Annotated in this window: 8 protein-coding genes; all 8 read right to left on the bottom strand. The window is 40.1% G+C overall.

The features are described from left to right. Positions 1-600 precede the first annotated feature (600 nt). Positions 601-3,315, bottom strand: a complete 2,715-nt coding sequence (locus ACE1ET_RS19995) for a pectinesterase family protein (RefSeq protein WP_375730199.1) — start codon at positions 3,313-3,315, stop codon at positions 601-603. Between the two features lie 64 nt (positions 3,316-3,379). Continuing rightward, positions 3,380-5,887 carry a glycoside hydrolase family 95 protein gene (locus tag ACE1ET_RS19990; RefSeq protein ID WP_375730198.1) on the bottom strand — a complete coding sequence of 836 codons (2,508 nt, stop codon included), beginning with the start codon at positions 5,885-5,887 and terminating at the stop codon, positions 3,380-3,382. Between the two features lie 17 nt (positions 5,888-5,904). Continuing rightward, positions 5,905-6,840, bottom strand: a complete 936-nt coding sequence (locus ACE1ET_RS19985) for an alpha/beta hydrolase (protein WP_375730197.1) — start codon at positions 6,838-6,840, stop codon at positions 5,905-5,907. Between the two features lie 71 nt (positions 6,841-6,911). Continuing rightward, the gene (locus ACE1ET_RS19980; protein WP_375730196.1) at positions 6,912-7,658 is read right to left on the bottom strand and encodes a rhamnogalacturonan acetylesterase; all 747 of its coding nucleotides are present in this window, start codon (positions 7,656-7,658) and stop codon (positions 6,912-6,914) included. A gap of 26 nt (positions 7,659-7,684) precedes the next feature. Beyond that, entirely contained in the window at positions 7,685-9,370 is a 1,686-nt protein-coding gene (locus ACE1ET_RS19975) for a glycoside hydrolase family 28 protein (RefSeq protein ID WP_375730195.1), read from the bottom strand. Positions 9,371-9,388: 18 nt separating this feature from the next. After that, complete coding sequence (locus tag ACE1ET_RS19970) at positions 9,389-10,354, bottom strand: pectinesterase family protein (RefSeq protein WP_375730194.1); 966 nt, start codon at positions 10,352-10,354, stop codon at positions 9,389-9,391. Positions 10,355-10,361: 7 nt separating this feature from the next. Continuing rightward, positions 10,362-11,987 carry a glycoside hydrolase family 43 protein gene (locus ACE1ET_RS19965; protein WP_375730193.1) on the bottom strand — a complete coding sequence of 542 codons (1,626 nt, stop codon included), beginning with the start codon at positions 11,985-11,987 and terminating at the stop codon, positions 10,362-10,364. 357 nt (positions 11,988-12,344) lie between these two features. Beyond that, positions 12,345-16,430, bottom strand: a complete 4,086-nt coding sequence (locus ACE1ET_RS19960; RefSeq protein ID WP_375730192.1) for a hybrid sensor histidine kinase/response regulator transcription factor — start codon at positions 16,428-16,430, stop codon at positions 12,345-12,347. Between the last annotated feature and the right edge of the window lie 211 nt (positions 16,431-16,641).

Raw genomic sequence — 16,641 nt, 5'->3', positions numbered from 1 at the left:
GTTCCCTGCTTCAGCCGAAAGAGGGTGGAGGCCAATTCATACGATCTCACACAACTAATCCCGGCATTAAATACAACTAGTATATATACCGATATAAATTCGGTTTATCGTACCATATTGGTCGATAAAGCCGAACTTTTCCGATTTTATTTTTTTTAAAATAATCAAAATTTTATACTCTTTAATGGGAACGGATCCCTTTGTCTCCAGGATAAAAGTTTTAAATATAAACTATATTTTTTTCACTGCTTCGCCATCTCAGTTACATACGTACACTGACTATGTATTCACGGAAATAGTATTACTTCCGGAATTAAATCAAATAGCGTTCATACTTTCTAAAGAATTGCAGGCAAAATCTTTTTAAATATAGATAAAATTAGCATACAGTAGCTCTGTTAACATTGTCTGAGATGCTATATGGAAAGAATTTAAATTATGAATAATATAATTATAAAACCAAATTAATGCATGCTACGTATAGAGTATTTCTAACTTTTTTATGAAATATAAGTAGACTTTTACCAGGGGATCAGTATATAAAAAACAGAGACACCCTAATTTGGGGTGCCTCTGTTAATTGGTTTTAATCACAAAGAATTAGTTAATCACAGCCAGTTTGTACAAACTGTTGTTTTCGTTTATTAAGAGGTAAACGCCGGTCTTCAGATTTACAGTTACCTGGTTATTTATTACATGTTGTTCATGAACCACTTTACCATCCATGGTAATGATCCTAAGCTCTTCGGCATTTCCGTTTAGTATTATCTGTCCGTTTTTGTAATATGCGCTGAACTCTGATATCGATGGCTGATGCAATGCATTAGGCTCCAGTGTTATACTGCCGTTTCCTTCAATATATTCGGGATTGGATGCCGCTGTAAAAACACCTGTAGAATAGGTTGTGGTGCCAAGTGTCAGTGATCCTACAATAATATCGGCAGTAACGGTGGCTTTAGCCCCAGGGTTTAACACAAGGTTATTGGCGGATGAGGTACATTCAGCGTGATCGAACTGTACATAATTATCCTGTCCGATCAGGATACTTCCTGTTCCCATGGCATTCGCACTTGCACCAATAATACCAACAAGACCCGACGCATTGCTCGCATGAGTTGTTACATCCCAGGTTCCACTGAATCCTGAATTATCTCCGCCCAGCCAGACTTTGGAATTGTTGCTTACATCAGAGCGCGTGTTCTTTACACTAACGGTTGCTGATCCTACAATAGTTCCGGTTAATTCCATTGTACTACCGCCTAAATTAGCACTGCTCATTTCAAAACTGATGTCATCCTGAATGATAATAGGGGCCTCCAGAGAAAAACCTGTTCCGCTGGTGGCATACGATATTCTCTGGTTGCCTTCAAAGGTCAGAGTACCGGTAGACTTGTGCTGTCCCCTCAACCTTAATTTCCCTTTGTTTTTTACAAATATTACGTTGGCAACATTCGTGGTTGATGCGGTTTCCATTTCACCTTCACATAAAACTGTTTCACCCTGTTCCGGTAAAATAGCAGGAGTGTAACTGCTGACATTGTCCCACGTTCCGCTTGAAAACAAAAAAGTGCTTGGCCTTCCCACAACAACGGAACCGGTTCCTGTAATAATGGAGGGATTGGTTGTAGCGCTATAACTGCCAACGGTCTGCAATGTTCCGTCAATATAAAACTCGCTGAGGGTAACCGTTGCTGAAAGATCAAGTGTCCCACCTGTTACAACACTTAAAGATGACTCAGGGAAGAAAGCCGCATCATTTTCAACTTTCAGAGATGCCCCGTTTTTAACTTCCACACCTGCTTTGCCCAGGGAATTTTCTGTTTGTGCATCCAGGGTTCCTTCTTCCACAATAAAAAGACCTGAGAAGTCTGTATTATCTGCGGTCAGAATAACTGTTCCGGTTCCGCGCTTAATTATTTTATGTATGCCACTTAGTTTGGCATCAATTGTCAGGTTTGCAGTGGTGGAAATAATGATGGTATCCTTTGTCGCAATTTTACCACTCAGTGTTACATCTGAAGACGATGAAATTGTGGCATCCTCACCGGCAATGTATGCGGCTGTACTGTTGGCGGTAATATTCAGCTCTGCTCCGGCTGTAAGGTTCATATCCGCAGCAAAAGTTCCTCCGTTGGCATCTACAGTAACCTGGCCGGATACATTAGCCACTTCGGCTGAGGCCGGTGATCCGTCAGGGTCCCAGTTTTCTGCAGTCAGCCATCCGTTATCAGAACCTCCGTTGTCCCACTGGTAAGATGTAACGAGTGGAGCATCTTCATAAGGTGCCCAGCCATCGTTGCCGTTTAAAACCTTTGCAGCGGTATAGTCGGCAGCTTCAGTTTCTGTAAGAGCTCTTAAGCCTACCCAGCTGGCACGTCCGCTCATATCGGCGCCGGCACCGGTATTCATATATTCGTATAAATGCAGATCTGCGCTGGTAGCAGCATAATCCATATTCCAGGTGTCACCCCATCCCTGAGGGTTGATCATTCCAGTCATATCACAGTAGAGCCACGCCACTTTCGGATATTCGTGCCAGGGACGGCCCAGTCTGAAACTTTGACCATCATTGGTTGGCTGAGGACTCCCGTCCGTATACGTTATATCACAATGGCTGAACACAAATCCGTAAGCTTGACTTTGAGGTGTTGAAGGTGCTGTAATATATCCACCGCCATAACTTCTTATTTCGCATGCGTCAAAAAATGCGATACCATCACCATAAATATAATCTGTACGTCCAAGTACAAGACATTCTTTGAAATAACATCTGATCCCATCATTCCAGAAATATATGGTATCCTGGTATCCGGTTAAATCACAGTTTATAAAAACACATTTGTCTGCCCGAACTGTAATTGCCTGAGCCTGACCTACAGGGCCGGCTGTATTTTGAATTGTCAGATTCTCTGCCCTGAAACCTTCTCCCATGATGGTCAGTGTTGCAGAGGTCCTTATCACGTCACCGGTCCATAACAATGCATCTTCTGCCGGGCATTTATTGCCCGATGTCGGGCTGGTGCAATCGTAAATGTGATAGGAAATAATGGTTTGATCACGGCTTTCCCCGATAAACGTTACGTTTAATTTATTTGATGGAATGATCAGTTTTTCGGTGTTATACAAGCCATTTTTTATGAATATCACCGTTCTGCGATCAGTCTGGTTTGATGGAACGGCATCAATTGCAGCCTGAATAGTTGTGAAGTCGCCACTACCGTCCTGGGCAACCACCATATCTGCATCAATGGCAAATATAGAATGGGAAGAACATAAGATCAGAAATGCCCATAAAAGTGTAAATTTAAGTTTCATAAAGTTTTATTTTTTATTGTTTAACATTTCTTGTTTAAAGAGGCACATCCTAAGGTTGCCAACCTTAATTTATTGCTGATTTAAAATTATACTTCCCGTTTTTCGCCGTTTCAAAGTCAAACAGAGATGTTTGTGGAATTTTTAATCCCTGCAGATCAGCTTTTTCACTGATCAAGGGATGTTTAACATTTTCGGTATAATATAAAGGGTTTGGATTAGGCGTTCCCGGTTCCACCGGTATCAATTCTGTATCACCTTTAAGCTCACTGGCAATCCTTATCCTGCAGTTTCCACCCAGCGAAGAATAGATGGTAAGGTTACTGATTTTTTTATTTTTCCATTCCAAATCAATTGTAAAACCACCCCTGGCTTTTAATCCTTTTACAGAACCTTCCGGCCATGCATCAGGCAAAGCAGGCAACAGAAAAATATCGCCGTCGTACGATTGTACCAGCATTTCGGCTATACCCGAAGTACATCCGAAGTTGCCATCAATCTGAAATGGAGGATGCGCATCAAACAAATTGGGATAGGTTCCCCCGTTTTGCCCGCTTTTTTCCTCTGGGGCAGGAGTGAGTTGATCCTGAATAAGTTTATATGCCCTGTTTCCATCCAGTAATCTTGCCCACAGATTTACCTTCCAACCCATAGACCAGCCTGTGGATTTGTCCCCTCTGTAAATCAATGAATTTTCTGCTGCCCTGAACAGTTCCGGTGTTCTGAATGGAGAAATCTGACTGCCCGGGAATAATCCATAAAGGTGAGAAACATGCCTGTGATGGTCATCTTTCCTGTCCCAGTCCTGTAACCATTCCTGTAGCTGGTCGAATTGTCCGATTTGCATTGGTGGTAATTGTTTGAATAGGGTATTAACTGTATCTGCAAAACTTTTATCAACGTTCAGTATTTTAGCAGCATGCATCAGGTTCGAAAATACATCAAATACAAGCTGGTTGTCCATTGTATTTCCTGCTGCCATTGATGCACCGCCTGGATGTCTGTTTTCAGGAGACATACATGGTGCTACTACCATCCATCCATGAGTCGGTTCCTTTTGAAGGACATCCACGTAATACATGGCAGAACCCTTGAGTACCGGATAAACTTTTTTCAGGAAAGCCGTATCTCCATTAAACAGAAAATGCTGCCATAAATGCTGACTCAGCCAGGCACCTCCCATCGGCCACATGCCGTAAAAGGCACCATCAACCGGACCTGTAATTCGCCAGATATCTGTGTTATGATGTGTAACCCAACCACGGGCTCCATACATTTTTTTTGCAGCTTCCTTTCCGGTTACAGACAGATCTTCAACCATTGCAAACAAGGGTTCGCTCATTTCCGGCAGATTTGTAATTTCAGACGGCCAGTAGTTCATCTCAGTATTAATGTTGATGGTGTATTTGCTGTCCCAGGGCGGACTAAGTTTGTCATTCCAGATGCCCTGAAGGTTTGCCGGTTGCGTTCCCGGACGGGATGAAGAAATGAGCAGGTAACGTCCAAACTGGAAATAAAGTGCAACCAGTTGCGGATCGTTGCCACTGTTAAAATCTTTTATTCTTTGATCTGTAGGATTTTTAATGGAGTCTGTTGCCCCAAGATCAAGGACTACACGATCGAAGTACGAGCGAAAATCTTTAACATGATCTGATCTTAAAGAAGAGTAGGACTTTTTTGTGGCCGGCTTAAGATATTTTTCTGCCTTTGCAAATGCATCACCACTGATATCTTTATAATTTATAAAATTTGTGCCTATGGATACAAATAGTGTTAAGGTATCGGCATCTTGTATCGTCAGTTTTTCACCGTCATCAGTAAGAGTTCCGCCCACGAGAACTGGTTGAACCTCTGTGGCAAAATCAACTTTACCTGTTTTATCATCTGCATCCTCGCTTTTCCCGGACAGAATAAGTTTTTTCCCTTCAATCTTTTTAGAAAAAACGGTATGAGGTGTTGTTGCATCAATATCGCAGCTGATTTTTCCCGGTTCACTAGCAGATAAGCGGATCAGCATAACCTGATCAGGAGCTGAAATAAAATATTCCCTTGTGTATTTTACACCATCAACTTCGTAGGTCGTTGAACTTGTGGCATTCTCAATATTGAGCTCCCGGTAATAATTAGTGTAATGTTCATGGCCCGGAAAATGAATGAGTAAATCACCAACAGTCTGGTATGGCATCCCGTAGTTATTCCATTCAGGCGCATGCCGGGGTATTCTGGTCATTGTAAGCGCTTCAGCTTCTTTATACTTACCCTGAAAGATAAGTTTTCTGACTTCAGGAAGGATTTCTTTAAACCCTTTTGGCAGATTATTCCCCGGTTCACCAGCCCAAACCGTTTCTTCATTCAGTTGTATCTTTTCTGTCCCGGTTGATCCGAATACCATGGCACCTAATCTTCCATTTCCAAGTGGCATTGCTTCTTCCCAAACCTGAGCCGGTTTGTTATACCACAGTTTCATTGGATTCATCTCATTCTCTTCATTCCTGTCCCTTACCGAGCAACTCCAAAGGCCAAAACCAATAGCAACCAGAAACGATAGTTTGAATATGTTGTTAACCTGTATCATTTATGTCATTAAATTTTTTATTTATCCAGGGGTTTCAAAAATCCCATTTCTTTCAACCATGCCTCACAAAGCTGTGGCCACTGCCGGGTAGATCCCGGATTATTACGGATGCCTATACCATGTCCGCCAAAAGGAAAGATATGAAGACTGGCCGGTACACCATGTGCTTTTAATGCCGTATAATACCTGACACTATTCATCGAACTCACCCCATGGTCATTATCGGCGTGAACCATAAAACAGGGTGGCGTTTCATCGGTTACATTCAGCTCATTGGAAAATCTTTCAGCCAGCACTTCGGAGTCATTTTTGCCTAATAAAGTGTTTCGGCTTCCCTTATGATAATCCGAAACCAAACTGACTACGGGAGATACCAGTATCTGGAAATCCGGTTTGAAATTCCTCCGATCCAAACTGTCTCCGATGTTTGAAAAATCATCCCTTATGGTGCTGATGGTTGTGGCCAGGTGGCCGCCTGCAGAACTGCCGTACACGCCAACATTATTAGCATCAATTCCCCATTCCGGAGCATTGGCCCTGATGAGTTTCATGGCACGTTGTGCATCCTGAACCGGACCCTCATAACTTACTCTCAGATCGGGCGAATTTGGGAGACGGTACATCAGGACAAAAGCATTGAAACCAAGTGTATTCAGCCATTTAGCAATCTGCATGCCCGACGTTTTATACGTTAACTTCTGGTAACCTCCCGATGGGCATATAAGTACAGCTCCACGGGTGTTGGCATCCCTCGCTGTGAGAAAGACATACATGCCGGGAACATCAACCTGTGTGACCCGTTCGCGAGCTTCAACTCTCTCCAGTGTCAAGCCCTGAGAGTTTGGCATCTTACCTTCCGGCCACAGGGGAATATACTCTTGCGCGTTAAGATTTGTTGATACGTGCAGGGCACACAAAAAGAACAGACTAAGTATTAATAGCGGTTTAAACATGTAGAATTTTTATCAGTTAAGGCGTTTTATCCATTAATTGTTAATCCTAATGGTATCAACGCTTACGTTCTTTACAACTCGTCCTTTTTTATATCTTTTACAAATCCCAGGTTCTGTTTTTCAGCTTCGCGCAATGCAATCTTCGCCACATTATTTGCTCCTTCAACCTGAAGATGTGTATCATCTTTGCGTTCCTTTGGATATTTTTCGGTTGGTCCTACCCATAAATACATCTTTTTTGATGCAGAATCACCAAGGTTATTTACCCAATCTTTTGTTAATATCTGCATGTCGATAAGAGGTACATTCATTTTCTCTGCCACTTTTCTAACGGCGTCAGGATAGTCACCGTGTGTGGGTTCCAGTTTACCGTCTTCCCCGAATTTACGTCTTACGATTGGGGTCAGCAATACCGGTGTTGCACCTTTTTCCCGTGCCTCGTTCACATACATTTCAAGGTTCGCAGTATAAGTGCCATACGGTGTTGTATAGCGTGTAGAGTCTTTATACTTTTCATCGTTGTGTCCAAACTGGATCAATACCCAGTCACCCGGTTTAATACTGTCAAGTACGGTTTGCCAACGCCCTTCGTCCTTAAAGCTTTTGGAACTTCTGCCGTTTACTGCATAGTTTGCCACTGTTACATTATCGTCAAAATAGTTGCCAAGCACCTGTCCCCAGCCTGTTTCAGGATATACTTTTTCAGCTTTATTTGCCATGGTCGAATCGCCGATGGTATGAATGACATAACTTTTATCGGATTTTTGGCATCCGAATAACACTGCAATAGAAAATATGAAAATAAATAATTTGTTCATTGGTTAAAAAATTGTCTGTTTTAAAATTAGTTGTTGTTAAAGATTACCGCATTTTCAGGTACTTTCTTTCCAATGGAAGTGAATTTTTTTGCCGATGATAATAATTGAATGTTTTCGCAACCTTCACCCATGATTGTAATATTATTTTTTGGCCCGAAATCATACTTCAGTCCGTCGGCATTAACATTTTTACAGTTGTATATTTCCACCGCATTTTTTGCCGGTGTATAGAGGTCAACATTGTCAAAACTGATGTCTTTGGAATCAATAAGTAAGATTCCTTTTTCAGCTTCAAGGATCATATCTGTAAATGAAACATTTTCCACGTTCATCTCAGGAAGTCCCTGTACATATACTGCCTGCTGTGCACCTTTTACAGTTATATCTTTCATAAAAATGTTTTTAAACTGTGGTGTTTCTTCTGTGACAGGATATGTTTCTGCAGCTGTTTGCGGGCCGCCATCTTCCAGCATCTCAGATACTGATTTTCCTCCGTAATACAGATTGAATGAGATCGCATTGGTTGGTATGTCTGCCATTTTTATGTCAGATATGTAGATATTTTCTACCACACCACCGCGACCACGGTTACTTTTAAAACGCAGGCCCACATCGGTCCCTATGAACGTACAATTTGAAACATGCATATTTTTTACACCTCCTGACATTTCACTTCCCACGGTAACACCACCATGCCCGTGATATACTATGTTATTGGTGATGACCAGATTCTCACTTGGAATGCCACGTTTCCGTCCATCTTCATCTTTCCCTGATTTGATACAGATGGCATCATCACCCACATCAAAATTACAGTTGTCTACGATCACATTTTTACACGATTCAACATCAAGGCCGTCGCCATTTTGCGAATACCATGGATTCCGAACCGTAACATTTTTTACAATCAAATCTTCTATAATAAGCGGATGAATACACCAGGCAGGTGAATTCTGAAATGTGGGGCCGTTTAGCATGACTCTCTTACTGTTTTGGATCCCAACCATAACGGGGCGTAAAAAATCCCGTATCTTCATATAATCTTCTTTTGTTTTCAGGTTGGCAGGAACATTCATGTCTGCATTTTCTGCCGCTCTCATAAATTGTTCTGAAGGATACCATCCATCTCCTTCTTTATTCACGACTCCGCCTGAAGCTACCAGATCTCTCCATTGACCGGCTGTAAGTTTACTCCGTTTAACAAATCGCCATACATCACCGGATCCGTCCCAAACACCTGAACCCGTAAGTGCCACATTTTCCAGATCTTTTCCGTAAATAGGAGAGATGCAACGCCACGTATCCAATCCCTCGAAGCTTGTTTTAACCAACGGATAATCGTCCTTATTCTTTGAAAAAATGATTAATGCTCCCGGTTCAGTATACAGTTCCAGGTTACTTTTCAAAATTACGGGTCCGGTAAGCCATATTCCGGAAGGAATAATTACTTTTCCACCACCTTTTTCAGATACGGCATTTATGGCATCGGCAAATGCTTTGGTATTCATAACCTGTCCGCCACTTACTGCACCAAAATCAGTGATATTAACTTCATAATCCGGAATTACAGGTGTTTTAACTTCAGGCATTTTGAACTCCACCTTAGTTTTTATTCCCTCAGAATTTTCGGTTCCGGATTCAGGAGAAGCTTTGCACCCGGTAAAAAGCAGCATCATAGCTGCTCCTAAGTAAAGAATCGGTTTTTTATTCATTTTATGTATTTTAATTTATTATTCTGTATAAAATAGCTCGTTTTTGATCCAGTCTCCAAGTATGTTTTCATTTGTATAGTTTAAAGCTTCATCGTTACTCAGCTGGTGAGACCATCCAACCCTTTCATTAGGATTAGCACCCTTACCGGTGTTATTATATTCTGCAAAATATGCAGTCTTTTCTTTTTCCTTGCTTCCCCAGTTATTCCAACCTTCCGGTTTGATGATATCGCTTAGTTCACATTCTATAAAAACCGATTTTCCGTAAGGCCTCCATGGACGTCCCAGATAAAACGATCCTTTTTCCGCGTTGCCTGTTATTGTACAGTGTTTGAACACAAAGCCAAATTCGGTAGCTTCGTTGGTAGATGGTGCAGTAATGTATCCTTTCTTCTTGCAATAAATGGTGCAGTTTTCGAAAAGTGCTGTTGACCATCCGAATATAAAATCGACAGTTCCCTCAATGTAGCAATCTTTGTAGTACTGATGACTGTTATCACCGTGAGGATAAAGCGTATCCTGATTACCCAGAAAACGGCAGTTTTTAAATGCCACTTTATCACCATCAATTCTTACAGCCACCGCCTGACCAACCTGACCGGCAGAATTCTGAAACGTAATATTCTCTGCTCTGAATCCATCTCCAAAAATGTAAAAGGATGTGGATCCTGTTGTGCCTACTTCTTCACCAAAACGGTTTTTCTTTTGTGCAAAATCATCGTAAGTCAAAATGGTATTATCTCTGTCTTCGCCAATAAATGTAATGTTTGCCTTACTTGCTGGAAGCACAAGCTTCTCTTTATAGATTCCTTTTTTAATTAAAATTAGTGTTCGGTTTTTTCTGAAATCCGGAACCGCATTAATAGCCTCCTGTACAGACACAAAGTCCCCGCTGCCGTTTTTATCCACCGTAAAATCATAATCCACAGCCGATACTATCCGGATCAGAAAAAAAAGTGACAGTATGGACAATATATATTTCATATTCAGTTTAATTGATTCTGAACCAATCGATATCAACAGTTCCGGAGTCATTGGTTATATCATTTCTCAACGCAAAGTATCCAACTTTAGCTCCAATCCAGCGTCCGGGTTTTGCTTCAAATTCAGAACCGGCTTCGGTATATTTCTTCCCGCTTTTACTATAGGCAAATGTGCATTTAGCGCCTTCCTTAACCGTGATACGGAAATAAATTTCATTGCCGTCAAATTCTTCAGAATACATTTCTGTTTCTTTCCCTCCGGTTCTGGCACGTTTACACTGTACAACCCGAACCAGCATTTTACCATCTTCTGATTTTAGGGATATATATTGATAGTCTTCCCCCATTATTACAAAACCAGTCTCTTCAATACCTTTGTAAGAATTAAAAGTTATTTTAGTTGTTGCTGTAAATTCCTCTGCAGGAAATTTTTGTAAAAGCAAATCAGGAACTTCCCATAAACCGTGGGAATTTTCCGGGCGAGTCATACAATTTAGTCTGAAATATCCCAGGTTACCTGAAGGAAATCCCCAATAAACGGATGGATTAGCGTGCCATTGCCATTGCAGACCGAAGGTACTGGTGTTAAATTCATCACTTTCGGGAGGTGTAGTAATGGGATAGGATCTACCAACATCAGGTTTTTTATGTGTCGATACCGGTTCGCCAACGCCATTTCCATCCGGATCATAACCAATTACCGGCCAGTCGTTTTTCCATACCATTGGTTCTAAAAATACAATTCGTCCGTATGCTTCTTTATCCTGAAAATGGATGAACCAGTTTTCACCGCCTGGTGTATCAATCCATGCACCCTGATGCGGTCCGTTAATCTTTGTTTTGCCCTGATCCATGACCACCTTGTAGTCGTAAGGACCATAAATATTTTTTGAACGCATAGCGAGTTGCCATCCGGTTGACACACCACCTGCAGGAGCAAAAATATAGTAATACCCGTTCCGTTTGTAAAATTTAGGGCCTTCCACCGTCGGATTGTCTTTATGTCCGTCAAAAACCATCACATCCTGACCTTTTGCAGCAGTTCCTTCACTGTTTAGTTCCGTTATCATAATCACACTTTTGATGGTGGCGCGGCTGCCGGCAAAGGCATAAGCGAGATAGACTTTTCCGTCATCGTCCCAAAGAGGTGTCGGATCAATTAATCCTTTACCTGCCTTAACACAGACAGGATCAGACCATGGCCCTTTGGCATTTTTCGCTTTTATCATGTAAATTCCGTGATCCGGATCGGGGAAATAAATGTAGAATTCATCGTTATGGTACCGTATGCAGGGGGCCCAAATGCCATTTCCATGCTGTGGCTTTTCAAATCCCTCGGCATATTCCAGTCGGTTCAATCCGTAACCAATCAGTTCCCAGTTAACCAGATCCTTAGAATGCAGAATTGGCAATCCCGGAACACAATTAAATGAGGAGGAGGTCATGTAGAAATCATCACCAACTCTTACCACATCAGGATCGGAATAATCGGCATGTAATATCGGATTACTATAGGTTCCATCGCCATTATCGGCTACCCAAACTTTGGAAACACTTTGTTGCGCCATCAGCAAAGCCGGCATGCACAACATAACTGTAAAAACTGTTTTTGTGATGAATTTTCTAACGTTCATTTGATATATGTTTTGCTTATTCTATTATGATACATTGATTACCAAAATCAATACATTATGCATAAAAAATTGGTTAAAACTGATTCGATGCTTTAAGCATGGACGGCACAATTCCTGATCCCCATTAAGAATAAATATCTGATTTTTGAAGCCTGGAACTTCTGGAAGTTTGGAAAGGTGAGACGTTTTTCATAAAGCACTATTATCAGCATTTACGAAATTATAATTTCAAGAGAATATAAAGGAATTAACTCCGGGTAAAATCCGTTGCTATATTTCCCAAAATGCGGGTTATATATATCGCAGATGTTAAATGAAAAATGAAGTTGTTTTTTTATACTGCTTATTATCAGGTCTTTAAGATTGGAATTTATTTTTTGAGATAAACTCTGTGGCACTCATTCCAAATTCCCGTTTAAAGCATTTTCTGAAGTGTGATAAATCTTTGAAACCGACTTCATAAGCGATTTCCGATACATTTAATTTTTGCTGAACGAGTAATTGGGATGCCCTTTTTAACCGGATGTGCCTTATGAATTCTTTAACAGTCATATTGGTAAGCGCATTCAGTTTTCGGTATAACTGCATTCTGCTAACGCCAACTTCTGCGGAAAACTTTTCAATGTCAAGTTCACTATCGGAAATATTTTCCTCAATAATCTTTATAGCTTTCTGAAGGAATCTTTCGTCAGGAGATGACAGCTCAACATTCGTTGGTTCAAGCACTATGGTTTCGGTATATTTTTCTTTCAGAGAATCCCTTATGGATAATATATTTTCTACTTTAGCCTGCAGCACATTTATGTCGAAAGGCTTAGTGATATAATCATCAGCTCCTATGGTCAATCCTTTTAACTCATGTTCTTTTGAATGCATGGCTGTAAGCAGTAACATGGGAATATGGGAAGTACGTTCATCGGTTTTTATTTTTTTACAAAGTTCATACCCGTCCATTAAAGGCATAATGATATCACTGATTATGATGTCAGGTACATTATCCAGAGCTTTTTCATAACCTTCTTTGCCATTCCGGGCTTCTATAATCTTATATTGAGAATTAAAATGACCGGCTATAAATTTTCTGACATCTGCATTGTCTTCAACAACCAACATGATTTTTGATAAGATGTTATCAGACAAATCATCGTTTTCTGTTGACTTTTTAATGGTTTCTTCAGCTTCATCCATCGCCTCAGTTATTTCAGTCGTTCTATAGCTCATATTCTGTTTATAAGGAATTCTGACAGTGAACTTTGTTCCTTTTCCGGTTTTACTGGAGACAAAGACTTTTCCTTTGTGCAGACTTACAAGTTCTTTAACCAGTGCCAATCCTATTCCTGTTCCTGAATTGCTGTCTTCACCATCATTTGACTGGAAAAAGCGCATAAAGATTTTATTGATGTTTTTATTGGTGATGCCTTTACCTGTATCTTTTACAGAAATTTCTATAAATTGTTTTTCTTTCTCATCTGAATTAAATTCATCTTCGGAATCAAATATTAAAGAAAGGTTTACCGAAATTGTTCCTCCCTGATCCGTAAATTTAAATGCATTGGATAAGAGATTGTTAAGAATCTTTTCGATTTTGTCAGGATCAAAAGCAGTAAACAGACTTTTCTTTAAAGTTGTGAACTTTAGCCTGATCTGCTTTTCTTCTGCCAGAGACCTAAATGATTCTACTATGTTTTCGACAAAACGTACAATATCAGCTTCTGTCAAATTTAATTTCAGGTTTCCGGTTTGCAGTTTTCTGAAATCCAGAAGCTGGTTGATGAGCCGGTCAAGATTTTTTGCATTCCTGTGTACAAGCTTAATGTTATCATTTACCTCAGTTTCGGATAGTTTGTTATGCATTATTTTTTCAACAGGACCTAAAATGAGTGTAAGCGGTGTTCGTATTTCATGGGAAATGTTGGTGAAGAACTTCAGTTTCATCATGTCCAGCTCATGCAGTTTTCTGGCATTAACGCGTTCCATTACCAGCTGATTTTTAATTTTTTCCCTGTTTATAAAAAACCTGAACAGCAAATACATCATTCCTGCAATGGAGAGAAAAATGAGCCCCAGAAACCATCTTGTTTTCCAAAAAGGAGGTAAAACAGTGATGTCAAGAAGCCGTTCATTCATATTTGATTGAGAACCTCTTATAAATTTTTTGATGTGTAACACATAATCACCGGGATTAAGGTTTGTATAAGTAGCTGAACGTGTGGTGCTTGGCTCTACCCAGTCCCGGTTGAAATTTTCGAGTTTATATGAATACAGATTTTTTTCACTGTTAATGTAATTCAGTGCAGCAAATTCAATGGTGAAAAAATTTTGATCGTAATTCAGTGTGATATGATTAGTCTCAGAAATACTTTTGGATAAAATTGCATTTTTATCGTCCGAGACAGGAATGGATTTATTGAAGATTTTTAAATCCGTCAGAACGATTGGGTAGTCATCTTTTTCCAGAATTATTTTTTCCGGATTAAACATGTTAAAGCCTGATATAGAACCGAACAGCAGTTCTCCGTCCTTGTTTTTACAGGCGGCTCCGTAACAAAACTGATTGTTACTAAGGCCATCCTTGTTTGAAAAATTCCGGAAAATTTCAGTTTCCGGATTAAACTTTGATAACCCGTTTGTTGTACTGATCCAAAGGTTTTTGTGATTGTCTTCCAAAATACAAAGCGCCTGGTTGTTGGTAAGTCCGTCGGTTTCGGTATAGTATTTAACCGGACCGTTTTGTGAGGAATAAATAGCAATGCCTTTGTCGTTTGTAGCGATCCATATTCTATGTTCCGAATCCTCAAACATGCTGCGGGCATGCTCAAAATAGCGGGTTATTTTTTTGCTCTGAGGATTAAAAATAATAACTTCATCAAGGGTTCCTATCCATAAATTTCCGTTTGAATCCATATCTATCCACGATATTTGCTCAAATCCGTTCACCTGGGGATAATGTCTGAAAGAGTTGGTCATTGGCATATATCTGTCAAGCCCCTTAGTGGTAGCAATCCAGATGTTCCCTTGTTTGTCCATACATAAATCCCAGACACGGTTATCAGATAGCGATCCTTTTTGTCCCGGAATGGATTTATAGTTGATGATGCGGCCGGTTTTTAAATTGATAACATCAACACCTCCAAGAAAGGTTGCAACCCAAAGATTCCCTTTTTTGTCGTCCAGGAAAGCTTTAATACAATTCTGACTTATTCTGTTTTCCCCACGGGAATCTGCCGTCAGGTAGTTATATTTTTCTGTTTTAGGATTGTAAATATTTATACCACCATCTTCTGTTCCTATCCATATTTTACCGTCATCATCTATCCAGAATGCATAAACTATGCTGCTGTTCAGAAATCTGTTATCTCCGGGTAATGATCCAAAATTCATGAACACTTGTTTACTCCGGGCCAATAAATTTAATCCGCCACGTGTGCCTATCCATGTCTCTCCATTCCTGTCGTGATAGACACATAATACAGATGTATTGGACAAACTCCTGACATTGTATGTGTTATGTTTATAATAACCGGTAATTCCTTTTTCGGCGGAGTATGTGAACAGACCACCTCTGGTGCCGATCCAGTATTCTCCAAATGTTCCTTTTGATACAGTTTTTACAGTTTCTGACCTATTAATTCCCGGAGGCAGGATGACAGGTTTGATGGAGCGGGTAGCTGGATCTACAATAAATAATCCTGATGAGTACGTCCCGATCCATAATAACCCGGTGTCGTCACCATATAATTCCCATATTTCATGGTTTTGTCCATCTCTGTAAGGAAGATCAAACGCTTCCATTTCGTTTGAGCCAGGATTATAAATAAATACACCATTCGAGGTCCCGATCCACAATGATCCGTTTTGATCCAGTTCCAGATTCCTGATATAATTTCCGGTAAATGTGATATCGTTATCCAACATCTTTGGGTTTATTATATTCAACTGGCTGGACGTATCAAGGTATATCAGGTTATAATTGGTACCTATCCATAAGCCGCCCGTCTGGTCAACTTCTATATCGTTTACAGAGATCTCTTTATATTTTAAATCCGGATGATTTTTAAATGGATGAGAAAATGTTTCCTTGTCGCGGTTGAAAATATTCAAACCACCTGCTTCGGTACCTATGTAAAGGTTTCCTTTGCGATCTTCTCTGATAACGCGGACGAGGTTTCCTGATAAACTGTTATTTAAAGAAGAATTTGGCAGAAAATTTTTAAATGTATAGCCATCAAAGCGACTTAGTCCCTGGCTCGTCCCAATCCATATCCAGCCCTGTTTGTCCTGGAAAATGCACTGAATCTGATTGTTTGGGAGTCCGTTTTCCTGCGAATAAATATCGAAGCTCAGTTCTGTTGATCCGGTTGTTCCTACCGATATAAATATATTCAGAGCAGAAAGCAGGAAAACAAGATAAATATGATAGGATTTTATAGTCTTAGCTCTCATGATTGGCAATACATAATTATCCCCAAAATAAAACTAAATTTTCATAAAACCCTATGTTCATCCTAATAATATAAGGCATGTAGGAATCCTTTTTTTCTGACTGCTGATAAAAATCTGAGTGCCTGATTCTTGATAATCAGTATATGATAAATCAAATTATTAGATTAAATTTACCCTTATTTTGTTACGTTTCACAACCAAGATGTATATT

The organism is Quyinboa mangrovi (genome assembly GCF_042219825.1).
Taxonomy (GTDB): domain Bacteria; phylum Bacteroidota; class Bacteroidia; order Bacteroidales; family UBA5342; genus JBHJHP01.
Note: the sequence above shows the minus strand (reverse complement) of the source record. Positions and strands in the feature narration are given on the sequence as shown.